This window comes from Frigidibacter sp. ROC022, from assembly GCF_024723735.1.
In the GTDB taxonomy this organism is placed as follows: Bacteria; Pseudomonadota; Alphaproteobacteria; order Rhodobacterales; family Rhodobacteraceae; genus SLM-1.
Map to the genome: position 1 here is coordinate 471,213 of NZ_JANQDU010000003.1, position 14,884 is coordinate 486,096.

Here is a 14,884-nt window from a genome sequence, read left to right on the forward strand (position 1 = left end):
CAGTGAAGTCATTCACTCTCGATTGGAATTGCGCACTTGCCGTTGAGGCTGGTGAGGAGCAAGGGGCGTTCGTCAGGCGATTGGTGGAACTTCATAGGCGCGGCTTGGCAGACGTCGCTATTACGACTGTGTCTGCTTCTGAATCGCTGAAGGGCTCAAAGAAATTTCCCGCGAGCGCCGCTCAGTTTCGCAAGCGGATTACCAACCTAGGATGGGATGATTTGCGCCTATTGCTTGGCCCGGCTGTAGTTGGCCTAACCTATTTGAATATGTGCAAAAATGTTGGCGAAACCTTTGATAGTGAGCGCCAAGCAATATGGCAGGCACTTGCCCCGTCTGTCGATCGTAGGCTTCCGGATGGCATTGAAGATCAAGAGCTATGGTCTCCCAAGCTCAGGAAATGGCGGAATGTCTGGTGTGATACTCATACACTCTGGACGCATATCGACAGCGGTCGCGACGTATTCGTGACAACGAACACCAAAGATTTTCATGCGAACCATGAGAAGTTGAAACTACTTGGTTTGCGAGACGTCGCGACACCTGAAGTCGCAGTTGATCTGGTTTAAGGGTATGGTCTTGGGCAACGCGCAGTAGAGTGCGTGATTGCGTACGGGGGCTTCGACTACTCCGCCTTCTCCCGCAACCACTCCGCCAAATCCCCGTCCTCCATCACCCCCCCCGCGCGCAGCGGATGATGATCTGGCCGACCTCTTCGGTGTCCCAGGGTATCGAAATCCCGTTCAGGTCCAGACAGACATCCATCACCCGGAAGGCTGTCCGCTTGTGGGCGTCGTTGAAGCAATGCCCGCGCGCAATCGCCACCGCATAGGCCGCCGCCAGGTCGAAGGCATCCTCGACCATGCCATAGGCGATGCGGTTGTCGATATGGGCGAGGATAACAGCCAGCGACTTGTACCTTGCCCGGCCCGCCAACTCGCCGGGGTTCAGGACCGCGTCGTGGATCACCTCCACAAAATCGGGCGTCAGCAGACGCAGGGTCATTTGTCTTTCAGGTAGTCCAGCACCGGCTGGGCCGCATCCCGGGTCCGCTCCAGGCTCTCCTTCACCTCGTCCAGCGTCGGCGCCCGATGCTCGACCTGATTCACGGCCTCGTTCGGCACCAGGTAGCCCACCACCGCCGAATTCTTCAGGATCGCCACCGGCTTGCCGCCGGAGCGGGCCAGAACCTTGTGCGGTACGCGCAACTCGGTGATCGTGGCGATATGGGGGGGCAGCAGGCGTGCCATGGAGTCTCTCCGGTAATGCGTAACAAAATACGCATTCGGATATACATTCGTGCAAGCTCTCCTTCGTGCCCTTTTCATCGGGTTCGGAATCGTCGATCTTCCGACAGGCAAACAGGAGACCGTTCATGTCCATTCTCTCGCGCCTGTTCGGTGGCGGCAGCGCCCGGAAATCCGCGCCGGACCCCGAAACCTACAACGGGTTCACCATCACGCCGACGCCGGTTCGCGAGGGCAGCCGGTTTCGCCTCTCGGCCCGGATCGAGGCGCAGGTCGGCGAAGAGACCCGCACCCATACCTTGATTCGCGCCGATATGCTGGACAGCGAGGAGGCGGCGGTCGAGGCCAGCCTGCGCAAGGCGCGCCAGGTGATCGACGAGCAGGGCCAGGCGCTGTTCGACTGACACCGCCCGCGACCCGGCTTGACGCGCGGCGGCCAATCCCCCACACCCGGCCGATGAGCCAGAAATCCATCTCGCCCCTGACCCGCGCCCGCGCCGTCGAGACGATCCGCCTTCTCGCGCAGGCGGTGCAGGCGGGCGAAACCGCCGTCACCTATTCCGATTTCGCCACCCGGCTCGGCCTGTCGCGGGTCAATCCGCAGGGGCTGGCCAGCTATCTGAAGGAGGCGGCGGCGATCTGCGAGCGCCACGGCCTGCCGAACATCGCCACGCTTGTGGCCACCAAGGCCAGCATAGATGCCGGCGCGCCGATGCCTTCCGAGGGCAAGTTGACCGACAGTTTCTATGAAGCGACCGGTCTCACTGCGCAGACGGTGCCCGCCGAACAGGCCCGGGCCCGGGCATTCGACTGGGCGGCGGCGGATCTCTCCGGGCTCGAGGCCGAGCGCGACCGGGGCGCGGGTCCCGACACTGCGGCGGCTGGCGACGGGGGCTGAAACCTGCGCCCCGCGGACCCTTTCGACAGTTTGATTGGCAATCGGCTCTGCCGCCCCCTAGATTCAGGTCAAGCCGAAGGAGTATCCACCGATGTCATTCCCCCGCACCGCCGCCCGCTTGCTTGCGCCGCTCTGCCTGAGCCTGGCCGCCGCCCTGCCTGCCGCCGCCTTCACCGCCGAGAATGGTCTTGTCGTTTCGAGCAACGGCGGGGTGATCTCGGTTCCCTTTCGCGGCAAGTCCGGCGCCACGGATTTCTGGTGCGCCGCCGGGGATTATGTGATCCGCGGTCTCCACATGGCGCCGACCACGCGGGTCTGGCGGCTCAGCGAGCCGCCGCGCGGCAGCGGCGAGGGCATCGATTTCGCGCTGTCGCCCGACGGGGCCGCATCCTCGACCGGACTGGCCAAGCTGGGCGGCGACCCGGCCAGCCTGACCGCCGCCCATGCCCAGTCGTTCTGCAAGCGCGGGCGGATCCTCTGGGACTGGGACTGAGCGTTCAGGCCAGATAGCGCCCGAACCATTCCAGCGTCCGGTCCCAGGCCAGTTCCGCCGCCGCCTCGTCATAGCGCGGGGTGGAATCGTTGTGGAAGCCGTGATTCACGCCGGGATAGACATGACCTTCATAGGTCACGCCCGCCGCCTTCAGCGCGGCTTCCCAGGCCGGCCAGCCCGCGGTGATCCGCTCGTCCAGCTCGGCATAGTGCAGCAGCAGCGCCGCCTTGATCTTCGACGCCTCCGCCGCATCCGGCTGGCGCCCGTAGAATGGCACCGCGCAGGCCAGTTCGGGATAGGCCACGGCCGCGGCATTGCAGACCCCGCCGCCATAGCAGAAGCCGACGATCCCGGTCTTCCCGTTGCCCTCGGGATGCGCCATCAGGAACTCGACCGCCGCGAAGAAGTCGTTCATCAGCCTGGTGCCGTCCACCGTGCGCTGCAGCTCCCGCCCCTTGTCGTCATTGCCCGGATAGCCGCCGACGCTCGACAGCCCGTCCGGCGCCAGCGCGATGTAGCCCGCCTTGGCGACGCGGCGCGCGACATCTTCGATATAGGGGTTCAGGCCCCGGTTCTCGTGCACCACCACAACCGTTCCCGGCCTGGCGGCCGTTTCGGCGGGACGGACCAGATAGCCACGCACCTCGCCATGGCCGTTCGGTGACGGGTAGGTGATGTATTCGGCATTGATCGAGGGATCGGTGAAACTGACCTGCTCGGCGAGAGCGTAGTTCGGCGACATCATCGACAGGATCGCCGCCGCGGTCAGCCCGCCGACCGCGAACTTGCCGGCCCGGTCGAGAAACTCGCGCTTGGTGATCCGGCCATGGGCGTAATAGTCGTAGAGTTCGAGCAGTTCCTGGTCGAAGTCCTTCGCAGTCATACGTGTCATGGCAGCCTCCCTGGGGTGTCGTAGGGTAAGGCTAACCCGGGCGGAGCGATCCGCGACATGACATTCTTGTGTCCGCGCGGATCGGCGGGCACTCTGCCGCCGATGCACGGAACCCTGATGATCCCCACCCAAGGCCCCGGCCTGCACGAATTCACCGACCGCGTCGCCGACTGGCTGGCGGGGCAGGGCGACGGGCTGCTGACCGCCATGGTCCGCCATACCTCCTGCTCGCTGCTGATCCAGGAGAATGCCGATCCGGATGTGCAGGGCGATCTTCTGGCCTGGCTGGAGCGGATCGCGCCGCCGGCCGACGCGCCGTCGATGCGCTGGATCCGGCATCGCTCGGAAGGGCCCGACGACATGCCGGCCCATCTCAAGGCCGCGGTGCTGCCGGTCAGCCTTTCGGTCCCGGTCCAGGCCGGGCGGATGCGGCTGGGGACATGGCAGGGGCTGTATCTGGTCGAGCATCGCGCCCGCCCGCATCGCCGCGAGGTGGCGCTGCACTTCCGCCCCGATTGAGCCTCGCGCGGGGCGCGGCTGTGACTCGGATGACACCAAAATGGCCCAACATCTTGGGCGCGCGGTGCCCCCTACCCAAATCCTAGCGGCGGCCCTATAGTCGCAGTAGATATCATGCCTTCAGGCACGAGGGAGAGGTTATGCGCTGCCCGTTTTGCGGAAACGTCGATACGCAGGTCAAGGATTCCCGCCCCGCCGAGGATCATGTCTCGATCCGCAGGCGGCGGTTCTGCCCGGCATGCGGCGGTCGTTTCACCACCTATGAACGGGTGCAGCTGCGCGACCTCGTGGTGATCAAGTCGAACGGCCGGCGCGAGGATTTCGATCGCGACAAGCTGGAACGTTCGGTGCGGATCGCCCTTCAGAAACGGCCGGTCGATCCGGAACGGATCGACCAGATGATCTCCGGCATCGTCCGGCGGCTCGAAAGCATGGGCGAGACCGACATTCCCTCGAAGACCATCGGCGAGATCGTGATGGAAAGCCTGGCCCGGATCGACACCGTGGCCTATGTCCGCTTCGCCTCGGTCTATCGCAACTTCCAGGCCGCCGATGACTTCGACAAGTTCATCGACGAGCTGCGCCCGGGCGGCTCGCTGGACGAGTGACCGGGGCCGCAGACGCCCGCCACATGGCCCATGCCCTGACGCTGGGGCGGCGGGGGCTGGGAAACTGCTGGCCCAATCCCGCGGTCGGCTGCGTCATCACCCGCGACGGGCGCATCGTCGGCCGCGGCTGGACCCAGCCCGGCGGCCGGCCGCATGCCGAGGTGGTGGCCCTGGCCCAGGCCGGAGAGGCGGCGCGCGGCGCCACCGCCCATGTCACGCTCGAACCCTGTTCGCATACCGGAAAGACCGGCCCCTGCGCCCTGGCCCTGGCCGAAGCCGGGGTGGCCCGCGTGGTCATCGCCACCGCCGATCCGGACACCAGGGTGAACGGGCAGGGCCTGGCGCTGCTGCGCCGCGCCGGGGTTGCGGTCACCAACGGGGTGCTCGAAGCCGAGGCGTTGGAGGCCAACCGGGGGTTCTTCCTGCGGATCACCGAGAACCGGCCGCTGCTGACGCTGAAACTGGCCACCAGTTTCGACGGGCGGATCGCCACGGCCTCTGGCGAAAGCCGCTGGATCACCGGGCCCGAGGCGCGCCATGCGGTGCACGGGCTGCGGCATTGCCATGACGCGGTGCTGGTCGGCGGCGGCACGGCGCGGGCCGATGACCCCGGTCTGAACGTGCGCGGCTATGGAGCGGTGCGTCAGCCGGTGCGGGTGGTCCTGTCACGCGGGCTCAATCTCGACGAGACCGGCAAGCTGTCCCGCACGGCCGGCGAGCAGCCGCTCTGGCTGATCCACGGCCCGCATGCCGACCCCGACCGTATCGCCCGCTGGACCGATCGCGGCGCCCGCTGCCTGGCCTCGGGGCTCGGCCCCGACGGCCAGCTCGATCCGCGCGCGGCGCTGGAAACCCTGGCCGGGGAGGGGCTCACCCGGGTCTTCTGCGAGGGCGGCGGCAGCCTCGCCGCCAGCCTGCTCGGTGCCGGTCTGGTCGATGAACTGGTCGGCTTCACCGCCGGCCTGGCCCTGGGCGCCGAGGCGGTGCCCGCCATTGCCGCGATGCGCTTCGAACATCTGGCCGATGCGCCACGCTTCCGGCTGGTCGAGTCGCGGCGCTGCGGGCCCGACGTTCTGCACCGCTGGCGCCCGCTCTGACCCCGAGAGTCCGGCCGCTCGGCTTTACCTTGGAAATATCCCGGGGGTGAGGCCGCAGGCCGAGGGGGCAGCGCCCCCTTGCATCTCCTGTCTCCCGGGGCGCGCCACAGCCATCCTCACCGCCAGAGCCAGGCGTATCCGGCCAGCCAGCCCTGAAGTCTGGCCAGCAGCCGCAGCCCGGGCCCGCCGCGCGTCAGGTCGGGGTCGGCCAGCCGCTCGGCCGCGACCTCGGGCGGGCAGGGCTGGCCGGTGACCGGGTCGTGGTAGCGCGGATAGTCGATCAGCACCGCATGGATCAGCCCCTGCAGCACCGGCCGGGCCCGGCGGCGCGCCGTGGCGGGCAGCAGCCCCGTGGTCAGATCGGTGGTCAGCCCCCATCCGGCATAGAAGGGCATCCCGAGACAGGTCACCGGCCTGGCGCGGATCAGTGCCTCGAACCCCAGCAGCGAGGTCATGGTCCAGACCTCGTCCGCCGCCTCGATCAGGGCCAGTGGATCGGCGTGGTCCAGCACCAGATCGGCGAATTGCAGCGCCTCCTCGGGGCGGAGCTTGCCGGGCCGCAGCCCGGCCTCGACATCGGGATGCGGCTTGTAGAGGATCACCGCCTCGGGATGCGCCGCGCGGGCCGCCTGCAACAGGCCGATATTGCTGCGCACCGTGCCGCCGCCGTGCAGGACCGAGGCGTCATCCTCGACCTGGCCCGGCACCAGCAGGCGGTGGCCTTCGGGCAGTGCCGGCAGGTCCGTTGTCGCGAGGTTGTATTTCGACACCCGTGCCGCAATCAGCCGGCGCCGCAGCGCATCGGCCCGGGCCAGAGCCACATGCGGCAGATCCACCGAGGCGGCGATCAGCCGTTCCAGCCGGCTTTCGCGGGCCGGGTCGTAGTAGATGCCGAGATCGTCCAGCACCAGGCTGAGCGGCGGCACCAGATCGGCGCCCAGCCCGCGCGAGCGCAGGAAGCCGTCCTCGACCCGGATCGCTCCCTCGGGCGCCTGATCGGCCTTGCCGGCCCAGACCAGCGCCTTCCGATCGGGAACCGGCGCGGGTGTCCGCGGAAAGACCATCGGCACCTCGCGACCCAGCATCTTCTGCAGCGGCGCCCGTTTCCAGGCCCGCATGCCATAGGCGGCATAGCCCTGATGATCCTCGCGCCAGCCGCGGGCCAGTGCTTCCAACGTGTCCACCGCGGTCTCGAAACTGCACAGCCGGTCGCGGTAGGGGTCGTACCAGGTCGGGTAGAGCAGCATCGCCCCGGCAAAGAGCTGCGCCCGGGTCAGCTTGCGTTCGCGCCGCGGCACAGGGTTCTCGTCCTGGGTCAGGCCCCAGCCGGAATAGAAGGGCTGGCCGAAGACCCTCGGCTTGTGGCCGGCCAGGATCGCCTCGAACCCCAGCTGCGACGAGACGGTATAGACCGCCAGGGCACCCTCCATCAGCGCCCAGGGGCTGACCGGATCGGTCAGCAGGCTGATATGGCCGCCGGCATCCTCGGGGCCGAAATGTCCGGGGCGCTGCCCGGCCGCGGTCTCGGGATGGGTCTTGATGACGATCTGGGCACCGGGATGCTCTTCCTGCGCGAAGACCAGCATCTCGTGAAAGGTGCCGGCATCGGCGGCGCCGCGGCTGATCGAGGCATCACCGCGGGTCTGGTCGATCACCAGCACATAGGGCGCCTCGGGCAGGGCGGCCGAGGTGTCGAAGGCGTTGTATTTCGACAGCTGCGCGGTCTTGAGGCGGAGGATGCCGTCCCGGGCCCGACCCAGCAGCGCGGCGTCGTCCAGCGGTGTCTTGACCAGCAGGGTCTCCAGGTCCGAGGGGCGGGAGGAATCGAAATGGACGCCGCTCCGGTCCAGCACCAGGCCCAGAGGCGGCTCGCCGCCGTCACGGCCGGGCCGGATCGAGCGCAGGAAGGCGTCCTCGACCCGCAGCACCGGCGCTTCGGTCCAGCCGGCCACCGTCTCGCCTCGCGGTGCGGTCGGCGAGTGACCCCAGACCCCGACCCAGTCGCCCTCCTTCGGTGCGCCCAGGCGGATGTCCCAGCCCGCGAGTTCCAGGATGCGCCGCACCCGTTTCTGGGTCAGGAAGCCGCCGTTGTAGACGTAAAGACGCCGGGGAGTTTCCTCCCCGGCGCCGGATCGCCCCCGATCAGGGGGCGACATCAGTTCCCCGCAAGCGTGTTGACGGTATTCGCGGTGCTCAGGGTGCCGGTCAGGGCGTTCAGCACCTTGGACCACTGCACGAAGGGCGCTTCGGTCACATAGACGGTGTCGCCGTCGCGGATCACGAAATCGCGGGCCATGAACACGCCATTCGGTTTGGTCAGGTCGAGCACATAGATCATCCGCTGGTCGCCGATCAGGTCGTCGCGGCCCAGTACCGCACGGGCGATTTCCTGCGGCTCGTTGCGGAACACGAAGACCCCGGTCGGATCGGCGGTGCCCGATTGCAGCCCGCCGACCTGGGCGATCGCCTCGATGGCGCTCAGCGTCTGGGTCGTGAACGGCACCCGGTTCTGTGCGCCGGTGGCGCCGAGGGCGGTGAAGGCGCGGGTGTCTTCTTCGACCAGAATCCGGTCGCCGCTGCGCAGGGCGATGTCGAAACGGGGATTGTTGTAGAGATCCTTGTACCAGATCTTGCCGACCTTGTTGCCGCGAATCACCGAGACCTGGGCGATTTCCGGCGGGATCGTCACGCCGCCGGCCCGGGCGATCATCGCGCTCAGGGTCCGGGTCGGGCGTTCGATGGCAAAGACGCCCTGGCCGCCGACCGCGCCGGTGATCGACACGGTGGCGCCGTCTCCGGCAACCCGCCGCACCTGCACCTGCGGGTCCGGGGTCTGGGCATCCAGCTTCTCGGTGATGATCCGCCGCACCGTCTCGGGCGAGTTGCCGGCGGCATGGATGCGGCCGGCATAGGGCACGAAGATGTTGCCCGAGCCATCCACCTGGATTTCCTCGAGCACGGTCGCATTGGCGCCCTGCGGGGCCAGAAGCCCGTCATCGACGTTTTCCCAGACCGTCAGCGACAGCGTGTCGCCGGGGCTGATCGTGTCCGAGCCGAGCTCACCGGCGCCGGTGAAGTCCGAGGAGAAGCCGAGCGCCGGGATCACCGCCGTGGCGCGCGTCACACGGTCGTCCACCGCGACGACGAAACTGTCGCCCTTGCGCTGCACCGAGCCTGCAAAGATTTCGCGCTTGTTGGGGCCGGATCGCGGCAGGCCACAGGCCGCCAGGGACGCGACAAGGACCAAAAGGGCAGCATAGCGCGCCCTCCGAGAGGTCAAACTTTTCACTGCTCGGTCTCCTCGACCTGTTATTCTGCCTCAAGTTTTTTCCAGAAACCTACCGAAACAATGGAGCTTTTGCCAGTCCGGCCGTTGTCGGGCCATGGTGGCGGTTCGGCGGTGTTGCGGTGATGACGCGGTGTCAGGGCGTGATTCCAGGGCTCTGGACCTGGTGATTTGCGACCCCGGGGGCCGATGCGGTGGGCAGTGGCGCAGGCCCCACGACATCGGCAAAGGGGCCGCTCTGCGTTCCCCGCTGCCGGTCGCGGGCGGCCCGGCGGGTGCGCTTCGGCGGCATCCTGCCTGCCCCGTCATGCATCGCGCCGCAGCGTCGCACCGCAAACCGCTTCAATTATTGACGAATTCATGACAGAGTGCGTCCACGCGAGAGCGACGAATCGCTCCGCATGGACAAGTTATGAAAACCGAAGGAACGATCTGGGCCGAGTGGCCCACACTGCTTTTGCTGGCCTGCTGTTATGTGCTCTGGATGCTGGGCACGACCTGGCTAGCGGCGCTCTGGCTTCCATTGGGGATGGTCGTGACCATCGCCGCGACGGCGCTGCACTCGTCGCTGAGCCACGAGATGATCCATGGCCACCCGTTCAAGCGGGCAGGGTGGAACGAGGCGTTGGTGTTTCCGGCGCTGACCCTGGTGATCCCCTATCGCCGGTTCCGCGATACCCATCTGGAGCATCACCTCGACGCCAATCTGACCGACCCCTATGACGACCCCGAGTCGAACTACCTGGACCCCGGCGTCTGGGAACGGACCCCGCCAGCCCTGCGCGCCCTGCTGCGGTTCAACAACCGACTGCTGGGACGGCTGCTGGTCGGGCCGCTGGTCGGCACCGTGGCCTTCATCCTTTCGGATATCCGCAAGCATCGCGCCGGAGACCCGCGGGTGGTTCAGGGCTGGCTCTGGCATATCCCGGCGCTGTTGATCGTGCTGCTGTGGCTGGGGTTCGTGGCGCAGATGCCGGTCTGGGCCTATCTCTTGTCGGCCTACGCGGCGCTGTCGGTGCTGAAGATCCGCACCTTCCTCGAGCATCAGGCGCATGAGCGGGTGCGTGGCCGCACGGTGATCATCGAGGATCGCGGGCCGCTGGCGCTGATCTTTCTGAACAACAACCTGCATGTGGTGCATCACATGCATCCCAGGGTCGCCTGGTTCCGGCTGCCGGGGCTCTATTTCTCGAATCGCGACCGTTATCTGGCCCGCAACAACGGCTACATGTACCGCAGCTACGGCGAGGTTTTCCGCCGTTATCTGCTGCAACCGAAGGATCCGGTGCCGCATCCGCTCTGGCGTCGCCGCTGAGGGTATGAAATAGCGGCGCCGTCATGGCGTTGTGGATTCCCATTTCCCTGGCGGCGGCGCTGGTGCAGACCCTGCGCTTCCTGCTGCAACGGCGGCTCAAGGCTCTGGGGCTTTCGACCGGCGGCGCCACCTTTTCCCGCTTTGTCTTCGCCGCGCCGCTGGCCTGGGCGCTGGTCCTGCTGATGATCGCTCAGGGCCGCGACTGGCCGGTGCCGGGGCCGGCCTTCTGGACCTGGGCGGTGATCGGCGGATTGGGCCAGATCCTCGGCACCTATTGCACCGTGTCGCTGTTCTCGATGCGCAATTTCGCGGTCGGCATCGCCTTCACCAAGACCGAGACGGTGCAGGTGGCGCTGTTCTCGGCCCTGTTCCTGGGCGAGGCGGTCTCGGCCGGCGGTTTCCTGGCGATCCTGATCGGTGTCGTCGGGGTGGTGCTGCTGTCCTGGCCGAGAGGGGCGAAGGTCCGCGGCGTGATCTGGAACCGGACCCTGGCCCTGGGGCTGGTCGCGGGGGCCAGTTTCGCGCTGGCGGCGATCGGCTATCGCGGTGCGGCGCTGACCCTCGGGGCGGATGACTATTTCTTCCGGGCCGCCTTCACCCTGGCCTGCGTCACCACGACCCAGACCGCGATCATGCTGGTGGTCCTGCGCCTGGCCGAGCCCGGGACCCTGGGCAAGGTTGCCCGCTCCTGGCGGGCGACAGCGCTGGTCGGCCTGACCGGGATGCTGGGCAGCCTGGGCTGGTTCACCGCCTTCACGCTGCAGAATGCCGCCTATGTCCGGGCCTTCGGCCAGGTGGAACTGGTCTTCGGCCTGGCGGCGGGTGTGCTGTTCCTGGGCGAGAAGGTGACCCGGCGCGAGCTGGCGGGCATGGCCTTTCTGGGGATCTCGCTGCTGGCGATCGTGCTGGCCAGCTAGCGATTTCGCCCCGGGCTGCGCCCGGGCCGACCGCCGGGCGGGGCGCTGCCCCTCCCGGACCCTCCCCGGAGTATTTTCGAGGCAAAGAGATGCGGGTCAGAGCGCCCGGCCGCCGAGACGCAGGAACAGGCTTTCCTCGTCGTCGTTGCGGAAGAAGGGCACCGTCTTGGGCGGGGCCAAGGAGGGCAGGGCGGCCGCGACCTCGGCCAGCACCACCTCGGTGATGAAGGGCAGGTTGAAGCGGCGGGCCTCGGATAACGGCACCCATTGCAGGGCCGAGAGCTCGTCGGACGCGCGCGAGAAATCATCCGGGTCGCCGGCCAGCTGCGCCGCGTCGGTCAGGAAGAACCGGGCGTCGAAGCGGCGCGACCGGCCCGGCGGGGTGATGGCGCGGAAGACGAAGCGCAGGCTTTCGGCCGAGGGGCGCAGGCCGAGGCGGGCGAAGTCGCGCCAGTCGGGGGGCGGATCGGGCCAGTGGCCGGGCCGGCCGAGCGCCAGGCCGGCCTCTTCCCACAATTCGCGGATCGCCGCCGCGGCCAGGGCGTCGGCCAGCCCTGCGGGCGCCCTGTCGGTCAGGGCGGCGGCGCAGGTCGCGGGCAGCGGGGCGCTCAGGGGCACCTCGGCATCGCCCGGATCGACGGCGCCGCCGGGAAAGACGAACTTGTCGGGCATGAAGGCCGCCGCCTTGCCGCGCTGGCCCATCAGGACGCTGGGCGCCGGGCCCGCCGGGTCGCGGATCGCGATGATCGTCGCGGCATTGCGGACCGGCACCGGATCGGCGGCGGGCGAAGTCTCGGAACGGACGGGCAAGCGGATCCTCCGGCGTCAGGCCGGGGAACCGCCGAATCCATGCATGCGCTTGGCCCATTGCACGGCGACGATCAGCCCCTTCAACCTTGGCAGAAGGTAAAGCGAAAGTCCGACGCAGCCAATGAGGAACAGCGAGGCCAGCACCAGCGGATCGGGCCGGAACTTGATGAAGGCGATCAGCAGCGCCGGCGACATGATATGGCCGACGATCAGGATCGTCAGATAGGCCGGGCCGTCATCGGCGCGGTGATGGTGCAGATCCTCGCCGCAGGCCGGGCAGGAACTCCGCACCGACAGATACCCCTTGAGCATCGGTCCGGCCCCGCATTTCGGGCAGCGGCGGGCCCAGCCGCGCAGCAGCGCCGGGCGAAGGGGACGATTTGTGGAGTCAGATTGCATCGGAAAGGGTCCAGCTAAAGGTCAAAGGCAAAGATGGGGCCGGGGCCCCGGGATGTCACCGTGCCAGAATGTCGCAAAATCATGAAGCCCTGACGAAACCGTGATGATCGGGAAATGACTTCCGGCGACGGAATCCGGGATCCGGCGCGTTTTCACCTCAGATCGCGCAGAGAACTGCGGATTTTGGGTAAACGAAACTGGAGAGCAATGACATGACGAAAACGAAACTCGTATCCGCACTGGCGGTCTTTGCCGTTCTGGGAACCGCCTTGGCCTCGACGGCACAGGAAGCCGGTCCGAAGGGCCCGGGCATGGGCGGCCGCGACGGTGGCCCGATGGCCGGCATGGTCTGGGAGCAGCTCGACGCGAATGCCGATGGTGTGGTGACCTCCGATGAGCTCGCCGCGGCCGCCAAGGCCCGCTTCGATGCGGCCGACACCGATGGTGACGGGTTCATCTCGCAGGACGAGATGGTCGCCGCCGCCGAGGCCCGTGAAGCCGAGCGCCGCGCCGCGCGTCGCGCCGAGATGGCGCAGCGGATGTTCGATCGCCAGGACGACAATGCCGATGGCAAGCTCTCCGCGGACGAGATGCGGGTGGCGCGGGCCGGTGAAGGCTTCCTGAAGCGCTTTGATGCCGATGGCGACGGTTCGGTCAGCAAGGCCGAATACGATGACGGCCTCGCCAAGATGGCCGGCAAGATGGGCAAGCGCGGCAGCAAGGGCGGACATGGCGGCAAGGGCGGACATGGTGAGCGCCGCGGCGGCTGACGCCGGGCTCTGGCCGGCGACGGAGTTACTGTCCCGCAAGGACGGTCGCCGTCGGCCAGGGTTCGCAACCGAAACGGGGCGGGGCATTTGCGCCCCGCCCCGCAACCGGGTAGCAGCCTCGGATATGAGCGTACCGGATTCTGCCGAGATTGCCGCCGAGGCGGAAGCCAGCGACGAAGTGTTGCTGGTGGCCTTCGGCAATGGCGATGTCTCGGCGGCCCGATTGCTGACGGCCCGACTGGCGCCGAAGGTGCTGCGCTATGCGACGCGGCTCCTGGGCGGTGACCGGGCCGAGGCCGAGGATGTGACCCAGGAAGCGATGCTGCGGCTGTGGAAACTGGCGCCGGACTGGCGCCAGGGCGAGGCCAAGGTGACAAGCTGGCTTTATCGCGTGACGGCCAATCTCTGCACCGACCGGCTTCGCAAGCGGCGCTGGCAGGGGCCGGGGCTGGACCAGATCGCCGAGCCCGAGGACGATGCCGTTTCGGCGGCGGAAATGATGGATGACCGGGCCCGTGTCGAGGCGCTGGACCAGGCCCTCGCCGCCTTGCCCGAACGGCAGAGGCAGGCCGTGGTCTTGCGCCACATCGAGGGATTTGCCAATCCCGAGATCGCGGCGATCATGGACATCGGTGTCGAGGCGGTCGAAAGTCTGACGGCGCGGGGAAAACGTGCGCTGGCCCGGGCTCTGGCCGGACGGCGCGAGGAGTTGGGTTATGGCTACTGAACAACGGAATGGTGTGACCGACGACCAGCTTGACGCGTTCTTCCGTGTCGGGCGGGAGGATGGTGCCGCATTGCCCGAAGGGCTGTTCGCCCGGATCATGGCGGATGCCGAGGCCGAGGCAACCCGGCCCGGATCGGTGGCGCTGGCCTCTGCCGCTCCGGCAGCAGAGACGGCGCCACGCGTCGGTCTTCTGGCCGGTCTGCTCGCGGCGATCGGCGGCTGGCCCGCGATGGCCGGGATGGCGAGCGCCGCGATGGCCGGGCTCTGGCTCGGCTTTGCCAGCCCGAGCACGCTGGACGGGGTGATCGGCTTCGGTTCGGAATACACGGTTGGTGATTTCATGCCTTCGCTTGATCTGGCCGAGGACGGCTGAAGATGACCCAGACGCAACAAGATACAGCGGCCCGGACCCCGCCGGCCGGTCGCGGCCTCCGGATCGCGCTGGCGGTGTCGCTGGCGCTGAACCTGCTGGTGGTCGGGCTGGTTGCCGGTGCCTGGCTGGGCCGCGACCGCGACCGGCGCCCCGATACCGCGATGGCGGACATCGGCCTTGGTCCCTTCATCCAGGCCCTGCCCGGCGATGAGCGGCGGGCCTTCGGCAAGGCGCTGATCGAGCGCGCGGGCAATCTGCGGCAGAACCGCGAGGAGCTGCGCCAGCAGTTCGACGTGTTGCTGGACGCGCTGCGTGCCGAACCCTTCGAGATCGACGCGGTTCGGAAGGCGATCGACGCCCAGAAGGCGCGGCTGGACGAGCGGCTGAAGATCGGTGAAGAGCTGTTGTACGAGCGGCTCGAGACGATGAGCCCCGAAGAGCGCGCCGGATTCGCCGATGCCCTGGCGCGCGGCCTGAAACGCAAGCCGCGGTTCCGCCCGGACCCGCCACCGCAGCCCAAGGGCTGAGCCGGC

20 protein-coding genes are annotated in these 14,884 nt (G+C 67.8%); 13 read left to right on the top strand and 7 right to left on the bottom strand.

Going from position 1 to position 14,884, the window contains the following annotated elements; all coding sequences use genetic code 11:
• Positions 1-2 precede the first annotated feature (2 nt).
• The gene (locus NUW50_RS14070; RefSeq protein WP_258289767.1) at positions 3-569 is read left to right on the top strand and encodes a hypothetical protein; all 567 of its coding nucleotides are present in this window, start codon (positions 3-5) and stop codon (positions 567-569) included.
• 103 nt (positions 570-672) lie between these two features.
• Here the strand turns inward: NUW50_RS14070 and NUW50_RS14075 are convergent, their stop codons facing one another.
• Together NUW50_RS14075 and NUW50_RS14080 are read right to left on the bottom strand one after the other, a co-directional pair.
• The gene (locus tag NUW50_RS14075; RefSeq protein ID WP_258289768.1) at positions 673-1,005 is read right to left on the bottom strand and encodes a type II toxin-antitoxin system death-on-curing family toxin; all 333 of its coding nucleotides are present in this window, start codon (positions 1,003-1,005) and stop codon (positions 673-675) included.
• The gene (locus NUW50_RS14080) at positions 1,002-1,250 is read right to left on the bottom strand and encodes a hypothetical protein (protein WP_258289769.1); all 249 of its coding nucleotides are present in this window, start codon (positions 1,248-1,250) and stop codon (positions 1,002-1,004) included. Before NUW50_RS14080 ends, NUW50_RS14075 begins: the two co-directional genes overlap by 4 nt.
• 125 nt (positions 1,251-1,375) lie before the next feature.
• On the opposite strand from NUW50_RS14080, the gene NUW50_RS14085 reads away from it, so the two are divergent.
• The 3 genes from NUW50_RS14085 to NUW50_RS14095 all read left to right on the top strand — a co-directional run bounded on the left by NUW50_RS14085 (position 1,376) and on the right by NUW50_RS14095 (position 2,638).
• Positions 1,376-1,651, top strand: coding sequence for an HlyU family transcriptional regulator (locus NUW50_RS14085; protein WP_258289770.1), 276 nt, complete (start codon positions 1,376-1,378; stop codon positions 1,649-1,651).
• Positions 1,652-1,704: 53 nt separating this feature from the next.
• Entirely contained in the window at positions 1,705-2,145 is a 441-nt protein-coding gene (locus NUW50_RS14090; RefSeq protein WP_258289771.1) for a hypothetical protein, read from the top strand.
• 91 nt (positions 2,146-2,236) lie between these two features.
• Positions 2,237-2,638: a hypothetical protein gene (locus tag NUW50_RS14095; RefSeq protein WP_258289772.1), complete on the top strand. Its 402-nt coding sequence runs from the start codon at positions 2,237-2,239 to the stop codon at positions 2,636-2,638.
• A gap of 4 nt (positions 2,639-2,642) precedes the next feature.
• Here NUW50_RS14095 and yghX read toward each other — a convergent pair whose 3' ends face one another.
• The gene (yghX, locus tag NUW50_RS14100) at positions 2,643-3,530 is read right to left on the bottom strand and encodes a YghX family hydrolase (RefSeq protein WP_258289773.1); all 888 of its coding nucleotides are present in this window, start codon (positions 3,528-3,530) and stop codon (positions 2,643-2,645) included.
• A 117-nt stretch (positions 3,531-3,647) separates the two neighbouring features.
• On the opposite strand from yghX, the gene NUW50_RS14105 reads away from it, so the two are divergent.
• The 3 genes from NUW50_RS14105 to ribD all read left to right on the top strand — a co-directional run bounded on the left by NUW50_RS14105 (position 3,648) and on the right by ribD (position 5,754).
• Positions 3,648-4,049: a secondary thiamine-phosphate synthase enzyme YjbQ gene (locus NUW50_RS14105; protein WP_258289774.1), complete on the top strand. Its 402-nt coding sequence runs from the start codon at positions 3,648-3,650 to the stop codon at positions 4,047-4,049.
• A gap of 140 nt (positions 4,050-4,189) precedes the next feature.
• On the top strand, positions 4,190-4,657 hold the full coding sequence (nrdR, locus tag NUW50_RS14110; protein WP_258289775.1) for a transcriptional regulator NrdR: 468 nt from the start codon (positions 4,190-4,192) through the stop codon (positions 4,655-4,657).
• Positions 4,658-4,680: 23 nt separating this feature from the next.
• The gene (gene ribD / locus NUW50_RS14115; protein WP_258290154.1) at positions 4,681-5,754 is read left to right on the top strand and encodes a bifunctional diaminohydroxyphosphoribosylaminopyrimidine deaminase/5-amino-6-(5-phosphoribosylamino)uracil reductase RibD; all 1,074 of its coding nucleotides are present in this window, start codon (positions 4,681-4,683) and stop codon (positions 5,752-5,754) included.
• A 116-nt stretch (positions 5,755-5,870) separates the two neighbouring features.
• Here the strand turns inward: ribD and NUW50_RS14120 are convergent, their stop codons facing one another.
• Together NUW50_RS14120 and NUW50_RS14125 are read right to left on the bottom strand one after the other, a co-directional pair.
• Positions 5,871-7,910: a capsular polysaccharide biosynthesis protein gene (locus NUW50_RS14120; RefSeq protein ID WP_258289776.1), complete on the bottom strand. Its 2,040-nt coding sequence runs from the start codon at positions 7,908-7,910 to the stop codon at positions 5,871-5,873.
• Positions 7,910-9,034 carry a polysaccharide biosynthesis/export family protein gene (locus NUW50_RS14125; RefSeq protein WP_275982167.1) on the bottom strand — a complete coding sequence of 375 codons (1,125 nt, stop codon included), beginning with the start codon at positions 9,032-9,034 and terminating at the stop codon, positions 7,910-7,912. The genes NUW50_RS14120 and NUW50_RS14125 overlap by 1 nt, the downstream gene beginning before the upstream one ends.
• 418 nt (positions 9,035-9,452) lie before the next feature.
• On the opposite strand from NUW50_RS14125, the gene NUW50_RS14130 reads away from it, so the two are divergent.
• Both NUW50_RS14130 and NUW50_RS14135 read left to right on the top strand, forming a co-directional pair.
• Positions 9,453-10,355, top strand: a complete 903-nt coding sequence (locus NUW50_RS14130) for a fatty acid desaturase (RefSeq protein WP_258289778.1) — start codon at positions 9,453-9,455, stop codon at positions 10,353-10,355.
• Positions 10,356-10,378: 23 nt separating this feature from the next.
• Positions 10,379-11,272, top strand: coding sequence for a DMT family transporter (locus NUW50_RS14135; RefSeq protein ID WP_258289779.1), 894 nt, complete (start codon positions 10,379-10,381; stop codon positions 11,270-11,272).
• Between the two features lie 96 nt (positions 11,273-11,368).
• Here NUW50_RS14135 and NUW50_RS14140 read toward each other — a convergent pair whose 3' ends face one another.
• Together NUW50_RS14140 and NUW50_RS14145 are read right to left on the bottom strand one after the other, a co-directional pair.
• The gene (locus tag NUW50_RS14140) at positions 11,369-12,082 is read right to left on the bottom strand and encodes an NUDIX hydrolase (RefSeq protein WP_258289780.1); all 714 of its coding nucleotides are present in this window, start codon (positions 12,080-12,082) and stop codon (positions 11,369-11,371) included.
• Positions 12,083-12,097: 15 nt separating this feature from the next.
• Positions 12,098-12,481 (bottom strand): DUF983 domain-containing protein, encoded by a 384-nt coding sequence (locus NUW50_RS14145; RefSeq protein WP_258289781.1) that lies wholly within the window; start codon positions 12,479-12,481, stop codon positions 12,098-12,100.
• Positions 12,482-12,693: 212 nt separating this feature from the next.
• On the opposite strand from NUW50_RS14145, the gene NUW50_RS14150 reads away from it, so the two are divergent.
• The 4 genes from NUW50_RS14150 (at position 12,694) to NUW50_RS14165 (ending at position 14,878) form a co-directional block, all read left to right on the top strand.
• The gene (locus tag NUW50_RS14150) at positions 12,694-13,251 is read left to right on the top strand and encodes an EF-hand domain-containing protein (protein WP_258289782.1); all 558 of its coding nucleotides are present in this window, start codon (positions 12,694-12,696) and stop codon (positions 13,249-13,251) included.
• A gap of 124 nt (positions 13,252-13,375) precedes the next feature.
• A complete protein-coding gene (locus tag NUW50_RS14155; protein ID WP_258289783.1) occupies positions 13,376-13,978 on the top strand; it encodes an RNA polymerase sigma factor in 603 nt (200 codons plus the stop codon).
• Positions 13,968-14,351: a hypothetical protein gene (locus tag NUW50_RS14160; RefSeq protein ID WP_258289784.1), complete on the top strand. Its 384-nt coding sequence runs from the start codon at positions 13,968-13,970 to the stop codon at positions 14,349-14,351. The genes NUW50_RS14155 and NUW50_RS14160 overlap by 11 nt, the downstream gene beginning before the upstream one ends.
• A 2-nt stretch (positions 14,352-14,353) precedes the next feature.
• Positions 14,354-14,878, top strand: a complete 525-nt coding sequence (locus NUW50_RS14165; protein ID WP_258289785.1) for a periplasmic heavy metal sensor — start codon at positions 14,354-14,356, stop codon at positions 14,876-14,878.
• Positions 14,879-14,884: the final 6 nt, after the last annotated feature.